The sequence below is a fragment of the Streptomyces sp. ISL-66 genome, assembly GCF_018614135.1.
Lineage (GTDB): Bacteria > Actinomycetota > Actinomycetes > Streptomycetales > Streptomycetaceae > Streptomyces.
Genome location: NZ_JAGGOW010000205.1, coordinates 1 through 24,428, shown reverse-complemented (window position 1 = coordinate 24,428; position 24,428 = coordinate 1). Strand labels below are relative to the sequence as shown.

The 24,428-nt window shown below is 71.4% G+C and carries 22 protein-coding genes and 1 pseudogene; 6 read left to right on the top strand and 17 right to left on the bottom strand.

Annotation, left to right across the window (positions count from 1 at the left end):
• A pseudogene (locus J7E97_RS32780) lies at positions 1-197 on the top strand (ATP/GTP-binding protein); the annotation flags it as partial.
• Between the two features lie 178 nt (positions 198-375).
• Here J7E97_RS32780 and J7E97_RS32775 read toward each other — a convergent pair.
• A complete protein-coding gene (locus J7E97_RS32775) occupies positions 376-576 on the bottom strand; it encodes an acyl-CoA carboxylase subunit epsilon (protein WP_215034827.1) in 201 nt (66 codons plus the stop codon).
• 22 nt (positions 577-598) lie between these two features.
• Positions 599-2,182 carry an acyl-CoA carboxylase subunit beta gene (locus tag J7E97_RS32770; protein ID WP_215034825.1) on the bottom strand — a complete coding sequence of 528 codons (1,584 nt, stop codon included), beginning with the start codon at positions 2,180-2,182 and terminating at the stop codon, positions 599-601.
• 264 nt (positions 2,183-2,446) lie between these two features.
• On the opposite strand from J7E97_RS32770, the gene J7E97_RS32765 reads away from it, so the two are divergent.
• Entirely contained in the window at positions 2,447-3,082 is a 636-nt protein-coding gene (locus J7E97_RS32765) for a YceI family protein (RefSeq protein WP_215034823.1), read from the top strand.
• A 62-nt stretch (positions 3,083-3,144) separates the two neighbouring features.
• Here J7E97_RS32765 and J7E97_RS32760 read toward each other — a convergent pair whose 3' ends face one another.
• The 6 genes from J7E97_RS32760 to ureA all read right to left on the bottom strand — a co-directional run bounded on the left by J7E97_RS32760 (position 3,145) and on the right by ureA (position 10,730).
• The gene (locus tag J7E97_RS32760; protein ID WP_215034820.1) at positions 3,145-4,536 is read right to left on the bottom strand and encodes a hypothetical protein; all 1,392 of its coding nucleotides are present in this window, start codon (positions 4,534-4,536) and stop codon (positions 3,145-3,147) included.
• A 120-nt stretch (positions 4,537-4,656) separates the two neighbouring features.
• Positions 4,657-6,288 (bottom strand): citramalate synthase, encoded by a 1,632-nt coding sequence (gene cimA, locus J7E97_RS32755; protein WP_215034818.1) that lies wholly within the window; start codon positions 6,286-6,288, stop codon positions 4,657-4,659.
• A 294-nt stretch (positions 6,289-6,582) separates the two neighbouring features.
• The gene (locus tag J7E97_RS32750) at positions 6,583-7,191 is read right to left on the bottom strand and encodes a TetR/AcrR family transcriptional regulator (RefSeq protein WP_215034816.1); all 609 of its coding nucleotides are present in this window, start codon (positions 7,189-7,191) and stop codon (positions 6,583-6,585) included.
• Positions 7,192-7,223: 32 nt separating this feature from the next.
• Positions 7,224-8,261: an agmatine/peptidylarginine deiminase gene (locus tag J7E97_RS32745; RefSeq protein ID WP_251055498.1), complete on the bottom strand. Its 1,038-nt coding sequence runs from the start codon at positions 8,259-8,261 to the stop codon at positions 7,224-7,226.
• 25 nt (positions 8,262-8,286) lie between these two features.
• Complete coding sequence (locus J7E97_RS32740) at positions 8,287-10,020, bottom strand: urease subunit alpha (protein ID WP_215034814.1); 1,734 nt, start codon at positions 10,018-10,020, stop codon at positions 8,287-8,289.
• Positions 10,017-10,730, bottom strand: a complete 714-nt coding sequence (ureA, locus tag J7E97_RS32735; RefSeq protein ID WP_215034812.1) for an urease subunit gamma — start codon at positions 10,728-10,730, stop codon at positions 10,017-10,019. The genes J7E97_RS32740 and ureA overlap by 4 nt, the downstream gene beginning before the upstream one ends.
• A 165-nt stretch (positions 10,731-10,895) precedes the next feature.
• Between ureA and J7E97_RS32730 the strand changes: the two genes are divergently transcribed.
• On the top strand, positions 10,896-12,350 hold the full coding sequence (locus J7E97_RS32730) for a cytosine permease (protein WP_215034811.1): 1,455 nt from the start codon (positions 10,896-10,898) through the stop codon (positions 12,348-12,350).
• Between the two features lie 85 nt (positions 12,351-12,435).
• Here the strand turns inward: J7E97_RS32730 and J7E97_RS32725 are convergent, their stop codons facing one another.
• From J7E97_RS32725 to J7E97_RS32715, 4 genes are all read right to left on the bottom strand, one after another.
• Entirely contained in the window at positions 12,436-13,536 is a 1,101-nt protein-coding gene (locus J7E97_RS32725) for a branched-chain amino acid aminotransferase (RefSeq protein ID WP_215034809.1), read from the bottom strand.
• Positions 13,537-13,766: 230 nt separating this feature from the next.
• Positions 13,767-14,807: a 3-isopropylmalate dehydrogenase gene (locus J7E97_RS32720; RefSeq protein WP_215034808.1), complete on the bottom strand. Its 1,041-nt coding sequence runs from the start codon at positions 14,805-14,807 to the stop codon at positions 13,767-13,769.
• A gap of 101 nt (positions 14,808-14,908) precedes the next feature.
• The gene (locus tag J7E97_RS36745; RefSeq protein WP_285428984.1) at positions 14,909-15,043 is read right to left on the bottom strand and encodes a hypothetical protein; all 135 of its coding nucleotides are present in this window, start codon (positions 15,041-15,043) and stop codon (positions 14,909-14,911) included.
• Between the two features lie 261 nt (positions 15,044-15,304).
• A complete protein-coding gene (locus J7E97_RS32715; protein WP_215034807.1) occupies positions 15,305-15,565 on the bottom strand; it encodes a hypothetical protein in 261 nt (86 codons plus the stop codon).
• 197 nt (positions 15,566-15,762) lie between these two features.
• Between J7E97_RS32715 and J7E97_RS32710 the strand changes: the two genes are divergently transcribed.
• Positions 15,763-17,793, top strand: a complete 2,031-nt coding sequence (locus J7E97_RS32710; RefSeq protein ID WP_215034806.1) for a phosphocholine-specific phospholipase C — start codon at positions 15,763-15,765, stop codon at positions 17,791-17,793.
• 58 nt (positions 17,794-17,851) lie between these two features.
• Here J7E97_RS32710 and J7E97_RS32705 read toward each other — a convergent pair whose 3' ends face one another.
• Positions 17,852-18,403 (bottom strand): GNAT family N-acetyltransferase, encoded by a 552-nt coding sequence (locus tag J7E97_RS32705; protein WP_215034805.1) that lies wholly within the window; start codon positions 18,401-18,403, stop codon positions 17,852-17,854.
• Between the two features lie 157 nt (positions 18,404-18,560).
• Between J7E97_RS32705 and J7E97_RS32700 the strand changes: the two genes are divergently transcribed.
• A complete protein-coding gene (locus tag J7E97_RS32700; RefSeq protein ID WP_215034804.1) occupies positions 18,561-19,262 on the top strand; it encodes a nitroreductase family protein in 702 nt (233 codons plus the stop codon).
• Here the strand turns inward: J7E97_RS32700 and J7E97_RS32695 are convergent.
• The 4 genes from J7E97_RS32695 to J7E97_RS32680 all read right to left on the bottom strand — a co-directional run bounded on the left by J7E97_RS32695 (position 19,259) and on the right by J7E97_RS32680 (position 23,199).
• Positions 19,259-19,465 carry a hypothetical protein gene (locus tag J7E97_RS32695; RefSeq protein ID WP_215034803.1) on the bottom strand — a complete coding sequence of 69 codons (207 nt, stop codon included), beginning with the start codon at positions 19,463-19,465 and terminating at the stop codon, positions 19,259-19,261. The genes J7E97_RS32700 and J7E97_RS32695 overlap by 4 nt on opposite strands.
• On the bottom strand, positions 19,465-20,349 hold the full coding sequence (locus J7E97_RS32690) for a hypothetical protein (protein WP_215034802.1): 885 nt from the start codon (positions 20,347-20,349) through the stop codon (positions 19,465-19,467). The genes J7E97_RS32695 and J7E97_RS32690 overlap by 1 nt, the downstream gene beginning before the upstream one ends.
• Before the next feature lie 259 nt (positions 20,350-20,608).
• Positions 20,609-22,240 (bottom strand): L-glutamate gamma-semialdehyde dehydrogenase, encoded by a 1,632-nt coding sequence (gene pruA, locus J7E97_RS32685; protein WP_215034801.1) that lies wholly within the window; start codon positions 22,238-22,240, stop codon positions 20,609-20,611.
• A gap of 32 nt (positions 22,241-22,272) precedes the next feature.
• Positions 22,273-23,199, bottom strand: coding sequence for a proline dehydrogenase family protein (locus J7E97_RS32680; RefSeq protein WP_215034800.1), 927 nt, complete (start codon positions 23,197-23,199; stop codon positions 22,273-22,275).
• Positions 23,200-23,409: 210 nt separating this feature from the next.
• On the opposite strand from J7E97_RS32680, the gene J7E97_RS32675 reads away from it, so the two are divergent.
• The coding region (locus tag J7E97_RS32675) for a PucR family transcriptional regulator (RefSeq protein ID WP_308346909.1) at positions 23,410-24,428 on the top strand (1,019 nt) is incomplete at its 3' end.

The following is a 24,428-nucleotide window of genomic DNA, read 5'->3' as shown; positions in this document are numbered from 1 at the left end:
AGAACAGCGGCCTGCCGTTCGTCATCGCCCTCAACGGCTTCGACGGCCACCAGCCGTACACCCCGGAGGAAGTCCGCGAAGCCCTGCAGATCGGCCCGGACGCCCCGATCATCACCACCGACGCCCGCCACCGCGGAGACGCCAAGAGCGCACTCATCACGCTCGTCGAGCACGCCCTCATGGCACGCCTGCGGTAGGAGCGGCGCCCGGCCGCGGGCACGGACCGCCTCCGCGCGGTCCGTGCCCCGCGCCCCGTTCTGCACGCTTCAGGCTCCACGCTCCAATCTTCATGCTCCATGCGAAAGGCCCCCGCACTCCGAAGAGTGCGGGGGCCTTTCGCGTACGGAGCCTCGCGCACGGGGCTCGGTACGGTGACTAGCCCTGCCAGCTGCGCGGACCGCGGAAGCCGGGGGTGCGCTCCAGGCGGCGCCAGCCGGCCTGGGAGCGTCCGGCCGCGGTCTCGGTGTACTCGGGGGTGGCGGCGGCGCGGGCCAGCAGGATCGCGGTGATCGCGGCCAGCTCCTCGGGCTCGGCGTTGCCCTTTTCGACGCGCAGCAGGGTGTTGCTGGGGCTCATGGGTGGCAGGTCTCCTTCGCTTCTACTGCGGCGGGTTGCCGTGCTTGCGGGACGGCAGATCGGCGTGCTTGTTGCGGAGCATCGAGAGGGCCGCGATGAGCACCTCGCGGGTCTCGGCGGGGTCGATGACGTCGTCGACGAGGCCGCGCTCGGCCGCGTAGTACGGGTGCATCAGTTCGGCCTTGTACTCCTTGACCATGCGCGCGCGCATCGCCTCGGGGTCTTCGGCGTCCGCGATCTGCTTGCGGAAGATGACGTTGGCGGCGCCCTCGGCGCCCATCACGGCGATCTCGTTGGTCGGCCAGGCGTAGGTGAGGTCGGCGCCGATGGACTGGGAGTCCATGACGATGTACGCCCCGCCGTAGGCCTTGCGCAGGATCAGCGAGATCCGCGGCACCGTCGCGTTGCAGTACGCGTACAGCAGCTTGGCGCCGTGGCGGATGATGCCGCCGTGCTCCTGGTCGACGCCCGGGAGGAAGCCGGGGACGTCCAGGAGGGTGATGATCGGGATGTTGAAGGCGTCGCAGAGCTGGACGAAGCGCGCGGCCTTCTCGGAGGCGTGGATGTCCAGGACGCCGGCGAGGTGGCCGGGCTGGTTGGCGACGATGCCGACGACCTGGCCGTCCATCCGCGCCAGGGCGCAGATGATGTTGCGGGCCCAGCGCTCGTGGATCTCCAGGACGTCGCCTTCGTCGACGAGCTCCTCGATGACCTTGAGCATGTCGTACGGGCGGTTGCCGTCCGCCGGGACCAGATCCAGCAGGACGTCCGAGCGCCGGTCGGCCGGGTCGGCGGTCTGGTGGACCGGGGGGTTCTCGCGGTTGTTGGAGGGAAGCATCGTGATGAGGTAGCGGACCTCGGAGATGCAGGTCTCCTCGTCGTCGTACGCGAAGTGCGCGACGCCGGAGGTCTCGGCGTGCACGTCCGCGCCGCCGAGGCCGTTCTGCGTGATCTCCTCGCCGGTCACCGCGCGGACCACGTCCGGCCCGGTGATGAACATCTGCGAGGTCTCGCGCACCATGAACACGAAGTCGGTGAGCGCCGGGGAGTACGCGGCGCCGCCGGCGCAGGGGCCCAGCATGACCGAGATCTGCGGGATGACGCCCGAGGCCCTGGTGTTGCGCTGGAAGATGCCGCCGTAGCCGGCGAGGGCGGAGACGCCCTCCTGGATGCGGGCGCCGGCGCCGTCGTTGAGGGAGACCAGCGGGGCACCGGCCGCGATGGCCATGTCCATGATCTTGTGGATCTTCGTGGCGTGGGCTTCACCCAGGGCGCCGCCGAAGATGCGGAAGTCGTGCGCGTAGACGAAGACCGTGCGGCCCTCGACCGTGCCCCATCCCGTGATGACGCCATCGGTGTAGGGCTTCTTGGCCTCCAGGCCGAACCCGGTCGCGCGGTGGCGGCGGAGCTGTTCGACCTCCTTGAAGGAACCCTCGTCGAGCAGCAGCGCGATGCGCTCGCGGGCGGTGAGCTTGCCCTTGGCGTGCTGCGCTTCGGTCGCCCGGTCGCTGGGTCCGCGCCGCGCCTGCTCGCGCAGGTCGTGCAGCTCGGCCACGCGCCCTCGGGCGTCCGTCGGCTCGCTCGGAATCTGGTCCACAACGGTCATGTATCGACCTTACGAAGCGCGACCCCCAAAACCCTCCGTCGAATCCACACAGTGTCGGGTGTGTTCCGCTGTCCGGCCCGGACAGAACCGGGGAGGGCCGAGTGGAGATCACCAGTCGGGACCTACGTCCTTTGTGGACACCTGACAAAACCGCCGAGAATCGCCGATGCGGCCGTAGAAGTTGAAATTTGAACGGAATGGGTCTAGCGTCGGTCTTGTTGAAAGTTAAACCACACCGAGCAGCACCCTTCCGAGGAGGAAGCCATGGGTCTCTTCACCCGCCGCGCCCCGCAGTCCCAGGTCCAGGACGGTGCCGCCGCGAGCGCCGCCGCCATCGCCACGCTCGAAGTGGACCCGGCCCTCGCCGCCCTCACCGGCGACTACGTCATCGACGCCGCCCACAGCAGCATCGGATTCACCGTCCGCCACGCCATGGTCACCAACGTCCGCGGCACCTTCGGGGAACACGAGGGCGCGCTGCACCTGGACGGCGCCGACCCGTCCCGCTCCACCGCCTCCATGGACGTGAAGATCGCCTCCGTCGACACCGGCATCGCCGACCGCGACGGCCACCTGCGCTCCGGAGACTTCTTCGACGCCGAGGCCTTCCCGCTGATGACCTTCCGCTCCGCCGCGGCCGCCCGGCTCGGCGGCGACAAGTACCGCATGACCGGCGAGCTGACCATCAAGGACGTCACCCGGCCGCTCTCCATCGACCTGGAGTTCAACGGCTCGGCCACCGACCCCTACGGCAACGAGCGCGTCGGCTTCGAGGGTTCCGCCGAGATCCTGCGCTCCGACTGGGGACTGACCTGGAACGCGGCCCTGGAGACCGGTGGCGTGATGGTCAGCGACAAGGTCAAGCTGACCTTCGACATCTCGGCGATCAAGCAGGCCTGAGCCGAACGGCTACCGGCGGCCGCTGCCCGGCGCCCGGCCCCGGGCAGCGGCCCGGGGCCGGCTCAGAAGTCGCCCCCGCCGAAGCCGCCGCCACCGTCGAAGCCGCCTCCGCCACCGAAGTCCCCGCCGCCGAAGCCGCCCCCGCCGAAGTCGGAGGGGTTGAAGTCGGCGCCGGAGACGTCACCGCCGTCGAAGCCCCCGCCGTCGAACCCGTTGCCGCCGCCGAAGTCCGAGGCGTAGGCCGGGCTGGACATCATCGAACCGAGCATCGTGCCCATGAGCAGGCCGGGCAGGATGCCGCCGCCGAAGTAGCCGCCGGCCCAGGGACCGTACGCCGGGCCGGCGTCGTAGTAGGGGCGCGGCCCGTGCTCGGTGTCGACGGTGCGGACCGCGGGGTCCTGGCCGTCGCGCAGCCGTACGGCGTCCGCCGCGCAGACCGGCACGGTGCGGACGGCGCCGCCCGCCGGGGCCCAGTCCGCGTCCTCGGTGCTCGGCCCGTGGCGCGGGTCGAAGAAGCAGGGCGCGCGGCGCTCGGGCAACGGCCGCCCCTGCCGGCGCGCGTCGAGGCGGGCCAGGGCGTACCGGCCGTCCTCCAGCGCCTGGGTGACTCCCTTGACCTCTTCGGGGTACTGCACGGAGGCCATGATCTGCTTGGCCTTCTCGTACGAGTCGAGGCCCTTCTCGTAGTCCGCCCGCATCGCGTCGTCCGCGCCGGGCTCGCCGGGGTGGAAGTCGAGGCGGTCGAGCTCCTCGCCGAAGGCCGTGATGTCCTCGTCGACGACCACGCCCAGTCGTGCGACGGCCTCGCGGCGGACCTCTTCCTTCTTCTTTCGGTTGCGCTTGACCAGCGCGTACGCACCGCCGCCGCCGACCGCGGCCACGGCGCCGAGGCCGATCAGGGCGCCGACCGGGGCGCCGCTGTCGGCTGCCGCGCCGCCCCAGGAGGCGGGGGCCTTGCCCTTGGCCTGGGCCAGCGCCTGGTCGACGAAGTCGTTGAGCTCGGTCGTCGCGTCGGCCGGGCCGCCCGCCTTGACGGCGTCGACCAGGTTGCGGACCGCGTTGTTCGGCATGACCGCCCTGTCGGCGCCGGCGTTGAAGCCCTCCCCGAGCCGGATCGCGTAGAGCCCGGTGATGCCGGTCTCGGTACGGACCGTCTTCAGCACGGTGGCGGCGGGGAACTCGGCGGTGGCCGGGAGCACGGCGACGAACACCGGCTTCCCGGCGTCCTTGATCTTCTTCGCGAGGGCCTGCGCCTGCGCGGGCGGCAGCTGCGCCTCGGCGCGGGGGTCGACGTAGACGGGGCCCTTCTTGAGGGCCTCCGCCACGGTGGTGGGCCCGGTCGCCGCCGATGCCTGCGGGGCGGCCGCGAGTGCGCTCGCGGACAGGGCCAGCAGCAGACCGGCCAGCAGCCGAACGGAACGTACGGAGCATGCGGATATAAGCCTGGTCCTCATAGTCACGACGCTACCCGAACAGGTGTAATCACGTGTGAGTAGGACATAAGGGCCATCGCCAGCCAGCCGCCCGGGGCTTCGGCCCCCGGGCGGCGAGTGGCGGGTGCGCGTGGCGGGGACCTACTCCGCCGGCTCCACGCCCGCGTGGAGGAGGCCGAAGGTGAAGGCGTCCTCCAGGGCCTGCCAGGACGCCGCGATGACGTTCGGGGCGACGCCGACCGTGTTCCACTCCCGGGTGCCGTCCGAGGTGGTGATCAGCACGCGGGTCGTGGACTCCGTGCCGTGCTTGCCCTCCAGGATGCGGACCTTGTAGTCGATCAGCTCGAACTTCGCCAGCTGGGGGTAGAACCGCTCCAGCGCCACCCGCAGCGCCCGGTCCATGGCGTTGACGGGGCCGTTGCCCTCGGCCGTGGCGACGATCCGCTCGCCCTTGGCCCACAGCTTCACCGTGGCCTCGTTGGCGTGCGTGCCGTCGGGGCGGTCTTCGACGATGGCCCGCCAGGACTCCGTACGGAAGTACTTGCGGGCCCGGCCCTCCGCCTCCGCGCGCAGCAGCAGCTCGAAGGAGGCGTCCGCGGCCTCGTACGTGTAGCCCTGGAGCTCCCGCTCCTTGACCCGCTCCACCACCCGCGAGACCAGCGCCCGGTCCCCGCCGAGGTCGACGCCGAGCTCCTTGCCCTTGAGCTCGATGGAGGCCCGGCCGGCCATGTCGGAGACCAGCATCCGCATGGTGTTGCCGACCCGCTCGGGGTCGATGTGCTGGTACAGGTCCGGGTCGACCTTGATCGCGGAGGCGTGCAGGCCCGCCTTGTGCGCGAAGGCGGAGACGCCGACGTAGGGCTGGTGCGTGGACGGGGTCAGGTTCACGACCTCGGCGATGGCGTGCGAGATCCGGGTCATCTCGGCGAGCGCGCCCTCGGGGAGGACGGTGCGCCCGTACTTGATCTCCAGGGCGGCGACGACCGGGAAGAGGTTGGCGTTGCCGACGCGCTCGCCGTAGCCGTTGGCGGTGCACTGGACGTGCGTGGCACCCGCGTCCACGGCGGCCAGGGTGTTGGCCACGGCGCAGCCGGTGTCGTCCTGGGCGTGGATGCCCAGGCGCGCGCCGGTGTCGGCGAGCACGGTCGCCACGGTCGCGGTGATCTGCGCGGGCAGCATGCCGCCGTTGGTGTCGCAGAGGACGACGACGTCGGCGCCGGCCTCGTGGGCGGTCCGTACGACGGACTTCGCGTACTCGGGGTTGGCGCGGTAGCCGTCGAAGAAGTGCTCGCAGTCGACGAAGACCCGGCGGCCCTGGGCGACCAGGTGGGAGACGGTGTCGCGGACCATCTCCAGGTTCTCGTCGAGGGTGGTGCGCAGGGCGAGCTCGACGTGCCGGTCGTGGGACTTGGCCACCAGGGTGATCACGGGGGCGCCGGACTCCAGCAGGGCGCGGACCTGCGGGTCGGTGGCGGCCGAGCCGCCCGCCCTGCGGGTCGCGCCGAAGGCGACGAGCTGCGCGTGCTTGAAGTCGATCTCCGTGCGGGCGCGGGAGAAGAACTCCGTGTCACGGGGGTTGGCGCCCGGCCAGCCGCCCTCGATGAACCCCACCCCGAAGTCGTCCAGGTGCCGGGCGATCGTCAGCTTGTCCGCGACGGTGAGGTTGATGCCCTCACGCTGGGCGCCGTCGCGCAGGGTCGTGTCGAAGACGTGGAAGCCGTCGTCGGGGCCCGAACTCGGCGCAGTCGGCTCAGTCGCCTCTGTCGTCGTCATGCTGATCTGACTCCTGTCGGATGAGTGGTTTCCGGATGCCCGCCCTAGGGGGGCCGCCGCCACTGCCCCCATCATCGCGCGCTGCCCGCTCCCGGCGTGTTTGGTGCCGGAAAACGAAAAAACCTCTCGCGGGTGCGAGAGGTCTGCGCGCGGGTCTGGGGCACGATGCCGCCGCCGCGAAGGTCGTTCACGGTTCAGCGGTCACTGCGGACCGGCGCGCTGCTGTCGATAATCATGAGCTGAGCAGGCACGCCCGCAGTGTGTCACAGGCGTCCGCACCCATGGACGGACGTCTCACGATACGAGCGCCTCGTCCAGGAATTCCGAGACGTGGGCCAGGATGTCGTCCCGCCCTATCCCGGGCAGGCCCACCGCCACCTGGATGCTGAACCCGTCGAGCAGGGCCCGCAGCCGGGCCGCGAAGCGGTCCGGGTCGACCGCGCGGAACTCCCCGCGCGAGATCCCCTCGGCGAGCAGCGCGACCAGGTCGCGGTGCCAGGCGCCCTCGATGGCCGCCTGCCGGTCCCGCTCACCGGGTCCGGCGTTCTGCGAGCGGTTCCAGACCTCCAGCCACAGCGTCCAGTGCGGGTCCCGGGCCTCCCGGGGCACGTAGAGGTCCACGTACGCCTGGAGGCGCTCGCGCACCGGGCCGGGGCGGGACAGCAGGGCGCGGCGTTCCGCGCCGAGGGCCGCCTCGCTCCACTCCAGGGTCTGCAGCAGGAGCTCGTCCTTGGTGCGGAAGTAGTAGAGGATGTGGCCGCTGCTCATGCCGACCTGTCGGCCGAGTCCGGCCATGGTGAGGCCGTCGAGGCCGCGTTCGGCGATGGTGGCCATGGCGGCGACCAGTACGTCCTCGCGCGGCGGTGCGTTCTTGCGCGCGGCTCTCGCCTCACCCGCCACCATGGCCCACTCCTCGTTCCGGTCCGTCCTCGCGGTCAGACCTTCGGCTGCTGCTGGGTGATGCAGTGGATACCGCCACCCCCGGCGAAAATCGTACGTGCGTCGACGAGCGTCACGGTCCGCTCGGGGAACAGACCGCGGAAGATCTCCGCCGCCTCCTCGTCGCGCGGGTCGTCGAAGGCGCACAGGACCACGCCGCCGTTGCAGAGGTAGTGGTTGATGTAGGAGTAGTCGACCCACTCGCCGTCCTCCTCCAGCACGGTGGGCGCGGGAATCTCCACGACCTCCAGCCGCCGGCCGCGGGCGTCGGTGGACGCGCGCAGGAGGGCGGCGATGGCCTTGCCGCGCTCGTGGTCCGGGTGGGCCGGGTCGGGCTGGCTGTGGACCATGACCACGCCGGGGCGGGCGAAGGCGGCGACGATGTCCACGTGGCCCTGGGTGCCGTAGGTGCCGTAGTCGCCGGCCAGGCCGTACGGGAGCCAGATCGCCTTGGTGGTGCCCAGGTGGGCGTGGATCTCGGCCTCCACCTGCTCGCGGGACCAGTCGGGGTTGCGGCCCTTGCCCAGCTGCACGGTGTCGGTGAGGAGCACGGTGCCCTCGCCGTCCACGTGGATGGCGCCGCCCTCGTTGACCAGCGTGGTGCTGTACGTACGGGTGCCCACGAGGTCCGAGACGTGCCGTGCGATCTTCGAGTCGTGGTCCCAGCGGGCCCACTCCTGGGCGCCCCAGCCGTTGAAGGTCCAGTCGACGGCGGCCAGCTCGCCGGCGTCGTTGGTGACGAAGGTCGGGCCGATGTCGCGCATCCACGCGTCGTCGAGCTCCCGCTCGACCAGCTCGATGTCGTCCCCGACGATCGCGCGGGCGCTCTCGGAGTCACCGGGCGAGACGACCAGGGTCACGGGCTCGTACGTGCGGACCGCGCGGGCGACGGCGCCCCAGGCCTCGCGGGCCTCGGCGAGCTCCTGCTCGTTGGTGAAGGTGGGGTTGGGGCTGGGCCAGGCCATCCAGGTGCGCTCGTGGGGCGTCCACTCGGCGGGCATCCGGAATCCGTCGTTCACGGGCTGTGCAGTCATGGCAGGGAGTCCTTAGAGGGCTGGCTTACAGGAAGTACAGGCGGTTGAGGGAGACCGAATCGGCCGCTTCGGAGCGCAGCGGTTCCCCGTCGAGGGAGACGAGGCCGCTACGCGCGTCCACATCGACCGCACCCACCCGGGAGTTCAGGAGGAGGTCGCCGGGGCCGATGCCGCGGGTGCCGCGGACGGCGACGCGGCGCCTGCGGGTCGGCATCTCGTCGCTGCCGAGGGCCGCCGCGGCCGCCGAGACGAAGGCGACGGAGATGTCGGCGGCCGTGGCCCCGTACGAGCCGAACTGCGGGCCGAGGACCAGCGGTTCGCAGGTGTCGGTGGCGGCGTTGGGGTCGCCGGTGACCCCGTAGGCCGGGAAGCCGGACTTGAGGACCAGCTGCGGTTTGGCGCCGAAGAACTGCGGGCGCCACAGCACGATGTCGGCGAGCTTGCCGACCTCGATGGAGCCGATCTCGTGGGCCAGGCCGTGGGCGATGGCCGGGTTGATGGTCAGCTTGGCCATGTAGCGCAGGACGCGGGCGTTGTCGTCGCCCTCGCCGTCACCGGCCAGCGGGCCGAGTTCGCCCTTCATCTTGGCGGCCATGGCGAAGGTGCGCCGGATGGTCTCGCCCGCGCGGCCCATGCCCTGGGCGTCGGAGGAGGTGATGCCGATCGCACCGAGGTCGTGCAGCACGTCCTCGGCGCCCATCGTGCCGGCGCGGATCCGGTCGCGGGCCATGGCGGCGTCGCCCGGGAGGTCGGGCTTGAGGTCGTGGACCGAGACGATCATGCCGTAGTGCTCGGCGACGGCGTCCCGGCCGAAGGGCAGGGTGGGGTTGGTGGAGGAGCCGATGACGTTCGGCACGCCCGCCATCTTCAGGACGTTGGGCACGTGTCCGCCGCCGCAGCCCTCGATGTGGAAGGCGTGGATGGTGCGGCCGTCCAGGACGCGCAGGGTGTCCTCGACGGAGAGGCACTCGTTGAGGCCGTCGCTGTGCAGGGCTACCTGTACGTCGTACTCCTCGGCCACCCGCAGCGCGGTGTCCAGGGCGCGGGTGTGGGCGCCCATGTCCTCGTGGACCTTGAACCCGCTGGCGCCGCCCTCGGCGAGGGCCTCGATCAGCGGGGCCGGGTCCGAGGAGGAACCGCGGGCGAGGAAGCCGATGTTGACGGGCCAGGCGTCGAAGGCGTTGAAGGCGTGCTTCAGCGCCCACGGGGAGTTGACGCCGACGCCCCAGACCGGGCCGAACTCCTGGCCGATGATCGTGGTGACGCCCGCGGCGAGGGAGGCCTCCATGATGCGCGGGGAGAGCAGGTGCACGTGGGTGTCCACGGCGCCCGCGGTGGCGATCATCCCCTCGCCGGAGACGATCGAGGTACCCGTGCCGACGACGACGTCCACGCCGTCGAGGGTGTCGGGGTTGCCGGCCCGGCCGATCGCGTGGATGCGGCCCTCGCGGATGCCGATGGAGACCTTGCGGATGCCGAGGACGGCGTCGATGACCAGGACGTTGCTGATCACCACGTCGCAGGTGTCGCGGACGGCGGCGGCCTTGAGGTGCAGTCCGTCGCGGGCGGTCTTGCCGAAACCGGCCAGGAACTCGTCCCCGGGCTTCTGCGAGTCCGACTCGACGCGGACGGTCAGCCCGGAGTCGCCGAGCCGGACCCGGTCCCCGGCGCGGGGGCCGAAGACGGAGGCGTACTCGTGCGGGTCGATGTGCCGGCTGCCGGGTGCGCAGTGGTCACTGTGCTTGGTCTGCTTGCTCATGCCCGCTCTCCGCCCGTCGTGTCGGCGATGCCCGTACCCAGGTAGCCGCAGGCCGCGGCTCGGGCCAGGGCCTCCCGCTTCGCGCCGGGCGCGTCCAGCGGGCCGTCCACCAGGCCGGCGAAGCCGATGGCGATGCGCTCCCCGCCGATCGGCACCAGACCGACCTCGGCCTCGCCGCCGGGGTCGAAGCGGACCGAGGAGCCCGCGGGCACGCACAGGCGCATGCCGTAGGCCGCCGCGCGGTCGAACGCGAGGCGGGGATTGGCCTCGAAGAAGTGGAAGTGCGAGGTGACGCTGACCGGCACGGTGGCGGTGTTGCGCACGTGCAGGTGGACGGTGGGCTCCGGCTGGGGGGCGCCGGGGCCGGGTACGACCGCGCCGGGGGCGTGCTCGCCCAGGCTCACGGCGTCCCGGATCGGGGACGAGACCACGGCGAGGCGGGATCCGTCGTCGAAGACGGCCTCCACGTGCACCTCGGTGACCACGTCGGCCACGCCCGGCAGGACGTCGTCGTGACCCAGCACGGAGCGGGCCTCCTCGATGGCCTCCGCCAGCCGCTTGCCGTCGCGCGCGGCCTCGCAGACGGTGTCCGCGATGAGCGCGGTCGCCTCCGGGACGTTGAGCTTGAGTCCGCGGGCCCGCCGGGCCCTGGCCAGTTCCGCAGCGCTGCGGAGCAGCAGCCGGTCGCGCTCCGTAGGGGTCAGCCGCACGCCGATCCACCACCTCTTGAGTCGATGGGTTAGAGCATCACTCTAACTCTTCATTTCCATTCCACGAAGCATTGACCGGAGGCCAGGGCTTGAGTCACATTGAGTGTCGCTCAAAGAGTGCGCTCAATGCGTTGCCACCCCCCGCCCTGCCAAGGGAGTCCCCCCATGCCCATCGAACAGCGCGGAGTCGACACCATCCCGGAAGAGGAGCGGACGAGCGGTCCCCGTGACCTGATCTCGATCCTCCTCGGCTCCAACCTCTGCCTCGGCGTGATCATCTTCGGCTGGCTGCCCCCGTCCTTCGGACTGGGGCTGTGGCCGTCCGTCACCGCCATCGTGACCGGCACCCTCGTCGGCATCGCCTTCACCGCGCCGCTGGCGCTGGTGTCCCTGCGCACGGCGACCAACCTCTCCACCTCCAGCGGCGCCCAGTTCGGCGTCCGCGGCCGCCTGGTCGGCTCCGTGGTCGGCCTGCTGCTCTCGCTCGGCTACACCGCGCTGACCCTGTGGATCGGCGGCGACGTCATGGTCGGCGCCCTGTCCCGGCTCACCGGACTGCCGGACACGGGCGTGTCGCGAGCCGTGATGTACGGCGTGCTCGCCGCGTGCACGGTCGTCGGGGCCGTCTTCGGCTACCGGCTGCTGCTGCGCATGAGCAAGATCCTCTCTATCGGCATGGTGGTCCTGCTGGCCGTCGGCGTCTTCGCCTACGCCCCCGACTTCACCAGCGCCGCCCCGCCGGACACCGCGTACCTGCTCGGCTCCTTCTGGCCGACCTGGCTGCTCGCCGCCGTCGCCGCCGGACTCAGCGGGCCCGTCGCCTTCATCACCCTGCTCGGCGACTACACCCGCTACATCTCCCCCCGCAAGCACACCCCCCGCAAGGTGCTCTGGTCCACCGGTCTCGGCCTGCTCCTCGGCCTGCTGGTCCCGCAGCTCTTCGGCACCTACACCGCGCTGGCGGCCCGCGCCGGAGCCGAGTACGCCGGTCCGCTGGTGGAGGCCGCGCCGTTCTGGTACCTGGTCCCGCTGCTCGCCGCCGCCGCGGCCGGCTCGGTCGGCAACGCCGGTCTGATGCTCTACTCCATGGGCCTCGACCTCGACGCCATCGTCCCGAGGGCCACCCGCACCACGGCCACCGTGATCGCCGCGGCCGTCGCCACCGCGTTCGTCTTCTTCGGCTCGTTCTCGTGGGACGTGCAGTCGGCGATGACCTCGTTCGTCCTGCTGCTGACCGCGATCGGCACTCCCTGGGCCGTGATCACCCTCATCGGCTACGTCCGCTGCCGCGGGGTCTACGACCCCGACGCCCTCCAGGTGTTCAACCGCCGCTCGGCGGGCGGGATCTACTGGTACCGCGCCGGCTGGAACCTGCACGCCACCGCCTCCTGGGCGATCGGCGCCGGCGTCGGCCTGCTCGCCGTGACCACCCCCTTCTACGAAGGCCCGCTGCTGGCCCTCACCGGAGGCGTGGACTGCTCCTTCGTCCTCTCCGGCCTGGCCGGCGGCCTGGTCTACGCGGCCCTGACCGCCCTGAGGTCACCCGCCGCGGCCACGGCCGCCCCGGGCTCCGCCGCCGCCCCGGCCCCGGCGTCCGGCGAGGAGCCGGTCTCCGCGTAGGGCTCCCCCGCGAACCCGTACGTACGAAGGCCCGCGCCCTGTGGAACCAGGGGCGCGGGCCTTCGTACGTACGGGTTCGCGGGTGTCAGCCGAGCTGGTGCATCCAGCCGTGGGTGTCGGCCGCCCGGCCGGTCTGGAGGTCCAGGAGCGCCTTGCGGAGCTCCATGGTGACCTCGCCGGGCTCGCCGTTGCCCTGGATCCAGTTGGCGCGCTCGGACTTGACCGAGCCGACCGGGGTGATCACGGCGGCGGTGCCGCAGGCGAAGACCTCGGTCAGGCTGCCGTTCTCGTTGTCGCGCTTCCAGTCCTCGGAGGTGATGCGGCCCTCCTCGGCGGTGTAGCCGAGGTCGCGGGCGATGGTGAGGAGGGAGTCGCGGGTGATGCCGGCGAGGAGGGAGCCGGTGAGCTCGGGGGTGACGATCCGCTTGGTCCCGTCCTCCTGCCCGTACACGAAGTACAGGTTCATCCCGCCCATCTCCTCGATCCAGCGGCGCTCGACGGCGTCGAGCCAGACCACCTGGTCGCAGCCGTGCGCGGCGGCCTGGGCCTGCGCGACGAGCGAGGCCGCGTAGTTGCCGCCGGTCTTGGCGGCGCCGGTGCCGCCCTTGGCGGCGCGGACGTACTCCTCGGAGAGCCACACGGAGACGGGCTTGACCCCGCCGGGGAAGTACGCGCCGGCGGGCGAGGCGATGACGATGAAGAGGAACTCGTTGGCCGGGCGGACGCCCAGACCGACCTCGGTGGCGAACATGAACGGCCGCAGGTACAGGGAGGCTTCGCCCGAGTCCGGCACCCAGGCGCGGTCCTGCTTGATCAGCGCGTCACAGGCGTCGATGAACAGCTCGGTCGGGAGCTCCGGCATCGCCATGCGGCGGGCGGAGGAGCGGAAGCGCTCGGCGTTGGCCTGCGGGCGGAAGGTGGCGACGGTGCCGTCGGGCTGCCTGTACGCCTTGAGGCCCTCGAAGATCGTCTGCGCGTAGTGCAGGGTCATGTTCGCCGGGTCCATCGACAGCGGCGCGTAGGGGACCAGCTCGGCGTCGTGCCAGCCGCGGCCCTCGGTCCACTTGACCGTGACCATGTGGTCGGTGAAGTGGCGGCCGAAACCGGGGTTCGCCAGGATCGCTTCGCGCTCCGCGGCGGACAGGGGGTTCGAGGAGGGCTTCAGCTCGATCGTGGGCGTCGTCATGAGTGCTTGTCCTTCACCGGTTGTGTATGGCGGACCGCGCTCCCGAGTACTAGGACGTCCGAGCTTCCCCGTAATCCGCGGCTTCGCGTTCGATTATCGCGCGGGAGGGGGGTTCGGTGAAACGGGGGTGATGCGGCCCGGGGGAGATGGTGGCACCCGGGGCCGCACAGGAAAAGCCGCCGGGTGCGGTGATCGCGACCCGACGGCTTCCTGGAGGTGGAGCGGCCGGGTCAGCCGGCTACTCGCGCGGCGAGGGCGTCGCCGATCGCGTCGGTGGAGCGGAAGGTGCCGTCGCGCTCGGCCAGGTCGGCGGTGACCGCGTCCTCGATGCGGACGGCCTGGGCCTCGTAGCCCAGGTGGCGCAGCAGGAGGGCGACCGAGAGGATCGTCGCGGTCGGGTCGGCCTTGCCGGTGCCGGCGATGTCCGGGGCCGAGCCGTGGACGGGCTCGAACATGGACGGGAAGGCGCCGGTCGGGTTGATGTTCCCGGAGGCGGCCAGGCCGATTCCGCCGGTCACGGCGGCGGCCAGGTCGGTGAGGATGTCACCGAAGAGATTGTCCGTGACGATGACGTCGAAGCGCTCGGGCTGCGTGACGAAGAAGATCGTCGCGGCGTCGACGTGCAGGTAGTCGGTGGTGACCTCGGGGTACTCCTGGCCGACCTTGTCGAAGGTGTTCTTCCACAGGTGGCCCGCGTAGACGAGGACGTTGTTCTTGTGGACCAGCGTCAGCTTCTTGCGCGGGCGGGCGTTGGCCCGCTCGAAGGCATCGCGGACCACGCGCTCGACGCCGTACGCCGTGTTGACGCTGACCTCGGTGGCCACCTCGGCCGGGGTACCGGTGCGCAGGCTGCCGCCGTTGCCCGTGTACGGGCCTTCGGTGCCCTCGCGGACCACGACGAAGTCGATCTCCGGGCTGCCGGCCAGCGGGCTGGCCGTGTTCGGGAAGAGCTTCGACGGGCGCAGGTTGATGAAGTGGTCGAAGGCGAAGCGGAGCTTCAGCAGCAGACCGCGCTCGAGGACGCCGGACGGGACCGAGGGGTCGCCGATGGCGCCCAGCAGGATCGCGTCGTGGTGCTTGAGGGCTTCGAGCTCCGCGTCCGGGAGGGTTTCACCGGTGCGGTGCCAGCGCTGGGCGCCGAGGTCGTATTCCTTGGTCTCCAGCTTCACATCCTGGGGCAGGACCGCGGTAAGGACCTTGAGGCCCTGAGCCACGACTTCCTGGCCGATGCCATCACCGGGGATCACTGCGAGATTGATGCTGGTCGACATGGTGGAAAGCGTACTCCGTGTCCCATCCCTCAGACATAGGCAGTCCAGAATGTGGACGCGATCCGTCTGAGGGAGCGGACTGCCGGGGTGCGGAGACGCGCTCAGTGACCGGTCGAGCCGCCGTTGTCGCGGCGATCCAGCGCCCGCTGGAGGGCTGCGGCGGCGTTCTTGCGGTCGGCCTCGGCGGAGGCGGAGCGGCGGACCCGGCGGCTGGCGGTGGCAGGGGCGTGCGTCATGGTGATCGACTCCTTGAGATCACGGCGTGGCGGGGCCACGGATGAGGGGTTCCTTCAAGGCGCCGGAAGAGGCGGGGAGCGGTGCGCGGCAGGGGTTGCCTGCAACGGGGCGCACGCTCTCGACCGCCATTCGCCGGATCGGCGAGACGTTCGGCTCCTACAAAGTAAGCCAGCTCCCGCTGTATGTCTCGGCAATTACTCGGACTTCCTACTATCTGAGACGCGAAACCCCCCCGGGAGGGCCTCGAGCGGGATTCCATTTCAGGCTCTGTACGGACGGAGTTCCCTGATCAGAGCCCTTGCGGCGGGGGTGACCACCGATTCCGAAGTAGTGACGTACCCCACCTGCCACACGGGCCCCGAAGGGCCCAGAGCGGTGAGGTCGAGGTTCGCGCCTCCCGCGGCGACCTCCCCGGCCGCGCCGGCGCCCAGCTCGCGCACCACCCGGACCCCGGGGGCGGATGCCCGGATCAGGTCGTACAGACATCGCTGCGCCTGAGAGGGGTATTGGTTCGCCGTCACACCAATCCGCGGAGAGGCCTCCCGATCCACGCCGCGCGGGGAGAGCCTGGGCAGGATGCCGTACGGATCGACCGCTGAATCCAGCCGATCGGATGTTCACCGAGTTCTTACCGCACGGATGTAGACCTTTGGCGCGGCTGCCGCCACTCTTGCCGTCAATGTGCCAGCGGGGCACTTGAGTTGGAGGCGAGAAGCCAGTGACACCGATCAGCCGCAGAGGGTTCGTGGGCATCGGGGCCGGGCTGATGGCAGGGGCGGCCGTCCCCGCGATCGCACCGACGTCGGCGGCCGCCGCCGCCGCGTCCGGGACGATCACCGACGTGAAGCACGTGGTGATCCTGATGCAGGAGAACCGCAGCTTCGACCACTACTTCGGCAAGCTGAAGGGTGTCCGCGGCTTCGGCGACCGCGCCGCCGGCAACATCCCGGGCGGCTGGGGCATGTTCAACCAGCCCAACTGGGGCGGCCGCCAGTACCCGTGGAAGCTCAGCTCCACCCCGCCCGTCGGCGGTGTCGACGGCGAGACCCTCGCCCAGTGCAACGGCGACCTCCCGCACAGCTGGAGCTCGCAGCACGCGGCCTGGAACAAGGGCCGCATGGACAACTTCGTCACCGGCGTCGGCAACACCCGCACCCTCGGCTACCTCGACCGAGGCGACATCCCCTTCCACTACGCCCTCGCCGACCACTACACCGTCTGCGACGCCTACTTCAGCTCCACCCTCAGCGCCACCGGCCCCAACCGCACCTTCCTGTGGAGCGGCAAGGTCGACGCGGGCAGCAAGGACGGCGGCGACGAGTCCGGCCTGACCTGGGAGACGTACGCGGAGGCGCTCCAGCGCGCCGGGATGAGCTGGAAGGTCTACCAGAACGCCCAGGACAACTACGGGGACAACGGCCTCGCCTACTTCAAGAAGTTCACGGACGCCGCTCCCGGAAACCCGCTGTGGGACCGGGGCATGGGCTCCGTCCCCAAGGTCACCGGTTCCACGCCCGACGACATCGCCGCCGCCATCCGCGCGGACGTCGTCGCCGGCACCCTCCCCCAGGTCTCCTGGGTCGTCGCGAACGAGGCCTTCTCCGAGCACCCGTACGCCCCGCCCGGCGACGGCGCGCACTTCGTGGACCTGGTCTACCGCGCCCTCTCGGCGAACCCGGAGGTCTTCGACTCCACCGTCCTCTTCCTCAACTACGACGAGAACGACGGCTTCTTCGACCACGTCCCGCCGCCGGTGGCCCCGCCCGGCACGCCCGGCGAGTACATCGACGGCACCCCGATCGGGCTCGGCTTCCGCGTCCCGATGATCGTGATGTCCCCCTGGACGCGCGGTGGCTGGGTGAGCTCCGAGGTCTTCGACCACACCTCCGTGCTGCGCTTCATGGAGAAGTGGACGGCGGCGCTCGGGACCCCGGCCACCTGTCCGAACATCAGCGCGTGGCGCCGCAAGGTCACCGGCGACCTGACGGGCGTCTTCGACTTCGCGCACCCGGTCCACGGGGTCCCCTCCGGTCTCCCCTCGACGGCCAAGGTCATCGGCCAGGCGACCTGCGGCCCGCTCTCCAACCCGGTGCCGCAGGACAACGCGCAGCCGGTGCAGGAGCCCGGGACCCGGCCCGCGCGGGCCCTTCCGTACCAGGTGAACGGGAACCTGGACCGCTTCGAGTTCGGGGCGGCGGGCAAGATCCTCGCCTGGTTCTCGATGACGAACGCCGGCGCGCAGGCGAAGCAGGCGGCGCACTTCTCGATCCACCCGCACCAGTACCGGGACACGGCGGCCTGGCAGTACACGGTAGACGCCGGCGCCACCTCCACGGACTACTTCAACATCGGCACCGGCAGCGGCTCCGGCAAGTACGACATCTCGATGCACGGACCGAACCGCTTCCTGCGGCGGTTCATCGGCGACGCGTCGAAGGCGGGCAAGTCGATCGAGGTCGCGGCGCGCTTCGCGGTGGAGCCGGGCACCGGCAAGACGGCGCTCTACTTCAAGATGACCAACTCCTCGGCCGCGCCGGTCACCTTCACGATCCGCGCGAACGCCTACCGCGCGGACGGCCCGTGGACGTACACCGTCCCGGCGAGCTCCTCGCGCGAGGACTACTTCAACGCGGTCGCCTACCACGACGGCTGGTACGACTTCACGATCCTGGCCGACTCCGACGGCACCTGGTCGCGCCGCTACACGGGCCACATCGAGTCGGGCGCGCCGAGCGTCTCGGGGTCCTAGCGGCACACGGGTGCACGTGCACGCGGCGGGGCCTGCGGCTAGGCATGCGGCGGAGCCCCTAGAGTACGTCCCCGTTGCGCCAGTCGAAGTACAGCGGCCCGGCGGTGGGGTCCGGCAGGACCCCACCGTGCGGCGCCCACACGTACGTGGACCCCTCCTCCCCGGCGAGCCGCTCGGGTCCCCCGGGTCCGAGCACCCCGATCTCCCCGCCCCACACCCGCCAGCCCCGGCCGGCATACATCGGGGCCCCGGTGTCGGAGGCGCTGAGCGCGCCGAGCAGGTAGGCCCGCGAGACCACCCCCTCGAGCGCCTCCATCACCCGCCCGCCGAGCCCGCCCCGCCGCCGGCCCGCCCGCACGGCCACGGCCTCGACGTACCCGGCGCGCAGCGCCCGCCCGCGGTGCAGCACCCGGCGCTGGACGACGCTCCCGTGCGCGAGGAGCTCCCCGCCCTCGTACACCAGCGCGTGCATCCCGCCGAGCGCGTGCTCGAAGTCCTCGGCCCCGAAGTCCCCCTCGAAGGCCTCGTCGAGCAGCTCCCGCACCTGGAGCAGCTCCGCCTCGGCGAGCTGCGACGTGTGCCTCAGGAGCGCCGACCGCGTGTCGCTCATGCCGTGACCCAGTGACCCCGGTGACCCATGCCGGGACCGTACCAAGCGGCCTCCCCCGGTGCGGTCCCCACTATGCGGACGCGGGAAGGCGCTCACCGGCCGGATTCGGCCGACGCGGGTCTGGCGGTCCGGACCATTGGATCGGCACACTCGCCCCATGTCTCCCGATACCCAGCAGTGGACCCCGATCCACGGCCAGCCGTACCGGCCCGCCGCCTACCGGCCCGAGCGGATGCCGAGCCGGGAATCCCTCGCGCGGGCCGCCGAGTTGCGCACGCGGATGGACGAGCGCAGGACCGTACGCCACTTCTCCCCCGACCCGGTGCCCGAGCAGGTGGTCCGGGACGCCGTCGCCTGCGCCGCGACCGCGCCCTCGGGAGCACACCAGCAGCCGTGGACCTTCGTCCTGGTCAAGGACCCGGCCGTACGGGAGCAGATCCGCGCGGCCGCCGAGCAGGAGGAGCAGCTGTCCTACGACGGCCGCCTCGGCGACGAGTGGCTCGCGGCCCTGCGCCCCATCGGCACGGACGCCGTCAAGACCCACCTCACCGACGCCCCGGCGCTGATCGTGGTCTTCCAGCAGCGCTACTGGCTCGGCGAGGACGGTACGAAGCACAAGCACTACTACGTCGACGAGTCGGTCGGCATCGCGGTCGGCATGCTCCTGTCCGCCCTCCACCTCAGCGGCCTGGCCGCCCTGATCCACACGCCGAGCCCGATGCGCTTCCTGTCCCACGTGCTGAACCGCCCGGCGAACGAGAAGGCCTTCGCGGTCATCCCGGTCGGCTACCCCGCCGACGACTGCGAGGTCCCGGACCTGGTCCGCAAGTCCCTGGACCAGGTCCTGGTGGAGGTCTAGGCCGCCGCGTCCGGCCGGGCGGGCGGCTCCTCCCCTTCGGCCGCCCGCCCGCCGAGCGCCCCGGCCAGCCGCATCCCGATCCGCACCCGGTCCGCGGGCGAGCACGCGTCCATGGCGGCCCGCACCTGCCGCAGGATGAGCCAGTCCCGCAGGACCTTGGCGACGCCGAGCACCGCCGCCGTCACGCATGCCGCGGTCAGCATCAGCTGCACCCCCGGCGCGGGTCCCGCGTGTGCCCACAGCAGCCGCCCTGGAGGCGGACACTGGCTCCGCCCATGGCGATCAGGCCCGAAGCCCGCGAGGGGTTCTCCTCTTCGGCGAGATCCGGCGGTGGCGCGGTCAGTCCGCTCCGACGCAGCTGACGCTCCACTTCGGAGTGCCTCCAGGCACAACACCAGTCGATGCACAGGTCCCGCGACCTGTCCGTGTAGGTGTAGGTGGACACCGAGTCGTGTCCGCAGACCCCCGCGCCCATGATCGCGGGGCGCCGCAGCATGCGGCTGAACAGCCAGTCCTGGGCAAGGGATCCGGGGGCTCCCCCTCGGCCCTGCTCACCGGTGTTCGCCGCCTCGACGGCATGGAGCCGGTGTCGGTTGCGGCGCCACAACTGGATCACCCCGTCGCCGTGCTCGGGAAGCTGCGGCTGCCAGTCCGGACAGGGGTGGGCCAGCCGGACCCGGGCGCCGCCTTGGAGCGGGGAGAGCACCCATTGGCCGCCCTGGGGCGTCAGGCGCAAGCCGGGTACGCCGTGAAGCGCTCCGCGGCGCCCGTCGATCCGCGGAAGGAGCCTTGCCAGGACCTGGTCGGCCGTGTGCGCATCCAGGCGGAGGAGGAGGTCGTCGCCCCACGGAAGCGCGGCGGTGAACCCGAGCGGTGTCCCGTCGAACCGCTCCCGGCCGGTACCGGCGAGAGCGGTCACCATCCCGGCCTCGAAGGCCCGCTGTTCCGGGGATACGGCATCCGGCACCGGCTGACGCCGCGTGATCCACCCCTCGGCCGCCCACGCCCGTGTGGTCCGGTACGGCACACCGGTGGCCTCGCTGCACAGCTCCGCCACTCGGTCCCTGTTTCGGGTGGTCCCAGGCATGCGTCTCCCCTTGCGCCCCGCCCGGCCCGGTGGCATGAGGATCCGACGTACAGCCTCGGTCGGCACTGCTCGTACGGGGTCTCGTGAGAGAGCTTGGCTCCCCTCGGGCGAGCCGGGGCCCGAGGTCGTGGAGGCAGGTCGCCGTACCGACAACTAGCTTCAGGCTAGCAGCGGTTGGCCGAGCCCGGAGGCGAAATGGAAACCGCCCCCGCTCCGGACTTGGGGGTACCGGGGCGGGGGCGGGGTTCTGTGGGCAGGGTCAGCCCATGTGGGGGTAGCCGTACTCGGTCGGGGCGACCAGGGTCTCCTTGATGGAGCGGGCCGAGGTCCAGCGCTGGAGGTTCGTCGCCGCGCCGGCCTTGTCGTTCGTGCCGGAGGCGCGGCCGCCGCCGAAGGGCTGCTGGCCGACGACGGCGCCGGTCGACTTGTCGTTGATGTAGAAGTTGCCCGCCGCGAAGCGGAGCTTCTCCATCGCGTCGGCGGCCGCGTAGCGGTCGGCGGCGATGATCGAGCCGGTCAGGGCGTACGCCGAGACGGACTCCATCTGGGCCAGCATCGCGTCGAAGTCGGCGTCCTCGTAGACGTGGACGGCGAGGATCGGGCCGAAGTACTCGGTCGTGAAGACCTCGCTCGAAGGGTCCGTGCACGCGATGACGGTCGGGCGGACGAAGTAGCCCTCCGAGTCGTCGTACGTGCCGCCCGCGACGATCTCGCAGGTCGGATCGGCGATGGCCCGGTCGATGGCGGCCTTGTTCTTGGCGAAGGACCGCTCGTCGATGACGGCGCCGATGAAGTTGGTCAGGTCGCGGACGTCACCCATGGTGATGCCGTCGACCTCGGCCGCGAAGGCCTCCTTGAAGCCGTCGTTCCAGATCGAGGCCGGGACGTAGGCGCGCGAGGACGCCGAGCACTTCTGGCCCTGGTACTCGAAGGAGCCGCGGGTCAGGGCGGTCTTCAGGACGGCGCGGTCCGCGGACGGGTGAGCGACGACGAAGTCCTTGCCGCCGGTCTCGCCGACCAGGCGCGGGTACGACTTGTACTTCTCGATGTTGGTGCCGACCGTCTTCCACAGGTACTGGAAGGTCTTGGTCGAACCGGTGAAGTGGATGCCCGCGAGCTCCGGGTGCGTCAGCGCCACCTCGGAGACCGCGATGCCGTCGCCGGTCACCAGGTTGATGACGCCCTTCGGCATGCCCGCCTCCTCCAGGAGCTCCATGAGGAGGACCGCGGAGTGGGTCTGCGTGGGGGACGGCTTCCACACGACCACGTTGCCCATCAGGGCGGGGGCGGTCGGCAGGTTGCCCGCGATGGCCGTGAAGTTGAACGGCGTGATCGCGTAGACGAAGCCCTCGAGCGGGCGGTGGTCGCTGCGGTTCCACACGCCGGCCGAGTTCGCGCCGGGCTGCTCGGCGAGGATCTGGCGGGCGAAGTGGACGTTGAAGCGCCAGAAGTCGACGAGCTCGCACGGGCAGTCGATCTCGGCCTGCTGCGCGGTCTTCGACTGGCCCAGCATCGTGGAGGCGGCGAGCTTCTCGCGCCACGGTCCGGCGAGCAGCTCGGCGGCGCGCAGGATGATCGCGGCGCGGTCGTCGAAGGACATCGAGCGCCAGGCCGGGGCGGCGGCCAGGGCGGCGTCGACGGCCTCCTGCGCGTCGGCCGCGGTGGCGTTCGCGTAGGTACCGATGACCGACTTGTGGTCGTGCGGCTGCACGACGTCGAAGCGCTCGCCGCCGCCCATCCGCTTGACGCCGTTGATGGTCATCGGGAGGTCGATCGGGTTCTCGGACAGCTGCTTGAGCTGGATCTCGAGACGCGCGCGCTCCGGGCTGCCGGGGGCGTAGGAGTGGACCGGCTCGTTGACCGGCGCGGGGACCTGGGTCACAGCATCCATGGAACTGTTAACTCCTTGAGCTAGTGGGGTGCCTAGTTCTTGGTGATCATCGAGCGGAGGAAGAAGAGGAGGTTGGCGGGCTTCTCCGCGAGGCGCCGCATGAAGTAGCCGTACCAGTCGGTCCCGTACGCCGTGTAGACGCGCATCCGGTGTCCCTCGGCGGCCAGCCGCAGGTGCTCCTCGCCGCGGATGCCGTACAGCATCTGGAACTCGTACTCGTCCAGCTTGCGCCCCGCCTTGCGGGCGAGCTCCTGGCCGATGGCGATCAGGCGCGGGTCGTGGGACCCGATCATCGGGTAGCCGTCACCGTCCATGAGGATCTTCAGGATGCGGACGTACGCCTTGTCGATCTCGGCCTTGTCCTGGTAGGCGACCTCGGCGGGCTCCTTGTAGGCGCCCTTCACGATGCGTACGCGGCTGCCGGCGGCGGCCAGGCGCCGGGCGTCGGCCTCGGTGCGGAAGAGGTACGCCTGGATCACGCAGCCGGTCTGCGGGAAGTCGCGGCGCAGTTCCTCGTGGATGGCGAACATCGAGTCGAGGGTGGTGTGGTCCTCGGCGTCCAGGGTGACCGTGGTGCCGATCGCGGCGGCGGCCTCGACCACCGGGCGCACGTTGGCGAGGGCCAGCTCGTGGCCGCCTTCCAGCGCCTGGCCGAACATCGAGAGCTTCACCGACATCTCGACGGTCTCGCCGAGGCCCAGGCGGGCGAGCCGCTCGATGAGCTGGAGGTAGGCGTCCCGCGCGGCGTGCGACTGCTCCACCGTCGTGATGTCCTCGCCGACGACGTCGAGGGTCACCTCCAGGCCCTTGGCCGTGAGGTCCTCGACGATCGGGATCACCTGGTCGACCGTCTCACCCGGGATGAACCGGTTCACCACGGGCTTGGTCACCGGGGCGGCAGAGACGATTCGGCGCATCTTGTCGCTGCGCGAGGCGGCGAGGATCGCGGGACCCAGCACGGGGTACCTCCAACGGGTGGCTGACTGGAGCTGAAGCAGGGCGTACGACCCGCGCCTGGGACGACGTTGGCCATGAGGAAAACGCGAGTGAAACCACCGTGAAACCTAGGGATCTTCCCGATCCTCTGCCATCGACAGCTGTCACGCATCCGTGGCCGGGATCTCATACATCTGTCTGAGGAGCCGGTCCGGGGGTGGGAGAATGTGCGGGTGAAGGGCGATTACCAGGACCTGGTGGACGAGATCTCGGCGCTGCTCGGCGCTCCGGCGACGCTGGAGGACCGGGACTTCCGCCTCATCGCCTTCGGCGCGCACGACAGCGACAGCGACGGCAGCGAACTCGTCCTGGACCCGGTCCGGACCCGCTCCATCCTCACCCGCCAGTCGACGGCGGCCGTCCGCTCCTGGTTCGAGGGCTTCGGCATCGCCCGCGCCTCCGGTCCGGTACGGATCCCGGCGGCTCCGGACGCCGGGGTGTTCCGCGGCAGGATCTGCCTGCCGGTGCGCTACCGCGGGATCGTCCAGGGCTACGTGTGGCTCCTCGACCAGGAGCCCAGCCCCGACGCGGGGGCGCTGGCGGCGGCCATGGAGGTGGCCCAGCGGATCGGCATCCTCCTCGCGGAGGAGGCGCGCGCGGGAGCCGACCTGTCCCGGGAGTTCCTCGCGGTGCTCACCGCCGGACGGGGCTGGCAGCAGGACATGGCGGTGGCCGCGCTACGGGTGGCGCTCGGTCCGGGCGCCGAGGCACCGCACGCGGCGGTGTGCGTGAGCCCGTGGGCGGGGGACGCTCCGGCGTCGGTCCCGGGAGCGGCGGCCGTGTGCGTGGTCCCCTGGCCCGGGGGCGGCGAGGAAGAGCCCGCCTCCGGCTCCCGCGGCCCGGGGGTACCGGCCGGCGCGGGGCGCCGGTCCCTGGCGGTCCTGATCCGCATGCGCGGTACGGACCCGCTGGCTCCGGCCATGACGGCGATCTCCCGACTGATGCCCCGCGGGACCAGCGGACCGGGCACCGGCGCACCCGGGGCCACCGGCCCGGGCAGCACCGCACCCCGGGCGGGCGGACCGGGCAGCACCGCACCCGGGGCGGGCGGGCACGACACCGGCGCACCCGGGAGGGCCGGGAAGGGCACCACCGCGCCCGGGACGGGCGGCCACCGCACCACCGCACCCACCCCGGAAGGGGCGACCGCCGGGGTGTCCGATCCCGTGCGCGCGCTCGCGGGGCTGCCCGC

What these genes read in the sequence shown, in the direction of transcription:
- J7E97_RS32765 (WP_215034823.1), top strand. Translation starts at nt 2,447, where the DNA reads ATGGGTCTCTTCACCCGCCGCGCCCCGCAGTCCCAGGTCCAGGACGGT.
- J7E97_RS32720 (WP_215034808.1), bottom strand. Translation starts at nt 14,807, where the DNA reads ATGTCGACCAGCATCAATCTCGCAGTGATCCCCGGTGATGGCATCGGC.
- J7E97_RS32740 (WP_215034814.1), bottom strand. Translation starts at nt 10,020, where the DNA reads ATGAGCAAGCAGACCAAGCACAGTGACCACTGCGCACCCGGCAGCCGG.
- J7E97_RS32745 (WP_251055498.1), bottom strand. Translation starts at nt 8,261, where the DNA reads ATGACTGCACAGCCCGTGAACGACGGATTCCGGATGCCCGCCGAGTGG.
- J7E97_RS32770 (WP_215034825.1), bottom strand. Translation starts at nt 2,182, where the DNA reads ATGACCGTTGTGGACCAGATTCCGAGCGAGCCGACGGACGCCCGAGGG.
- J7E97_RS36745 (WP_285428984.1), bottom strand. Translation starts at nt 15,043, where the DNA reads ATGACGCACGCCCCTGCCACCGCCAGCCGCCGGGTCCGCCGCTCCGCC.
- J7E97_RS32775 (WP_215034827.1), bottom strand. Translation starts at nt 576, where the DNA reads ATGAGCCCCAGCAACACCCTGCTGCGCGTCGAAAAGGGCAACGCCGAG.
- J7E97_RS32725 (WP_215034809.1), bottom strand. Translation starts at nt 13,536, where the DNA reads ATGACGACGCCCACGATCGAGCTGAAGCCCTCCTCGAACCCCCTGTCC.
- J7E97_RS32750 (WP_215034816.1), bottom strand. Translation starts at nt 7,191, where the DNA reads ATGGTGGCGGGTGAGGCGAGAGCCGCGCGCAAGAACGCACCGCCGCGC.
- J7E97_RS32690 (WP_215034802.1), bottom strand. Translation starts at nt 20,349, where the DNA reads ATGCCTGGGACCACCCGAAACAGGGACCGAGTGGCGGAGCTGTGCAGC.
- J7E97_RS32730 (WP_215034811.1), top strand. Translation starts at nt 10,896, where the DNA reads ATGCCCATCGAACAGCGCGGAGTCGACACCATCCCGGAAGAGGAGCGG.
- J7E97_RS32695 (WP_215034803.1), bottom strand. Translation starts at nt 19,465, where the DNA reads ATGCTGACCGCGGCATGCGTGACGGCGGCGGTGCTCGGCGTCGCCAAG.
- J7E97_RS32700 (WP_215034804.1), top strand. Translation starts at nt 18,561, where the DNA reads ATGTCTCCCGATACCCAGCAGTGGACCCCGATCCACGGCCAGCCGTAC.
- J7E97_RS32705 (WP_215034805.1), bottom strand. Translation starts at nt 18,403, where the DNA reads ATGAGCGACACGCGGTCGGCGCTCCTGAGGCACACGTCGCAGCTCGCC.
- J7E97_RS32760 (WP_215034820.1), bottom strand. Translation starts at nt 4,536, where the DNA reads ATGAGGACCAGGCTTATATCCGCATGCTCCGTACGTTCCGTTCGGCTG.
- cimA (WP_215034818.1), bottom strand. Translation starts at nt 6,288, where the DNA reads ATGACGACGACAGAGGCGACTGAGCCGACTGCGCCGAGTTCGGGCCCC.
- pruA (WP_215034801.1), bottom strand. Translation starts at nt 22,240, where the DNA reads ATGGATGCTGTGACCCAGGTCCCCGCGCCGGTCAACGAGCCGGTCCAC.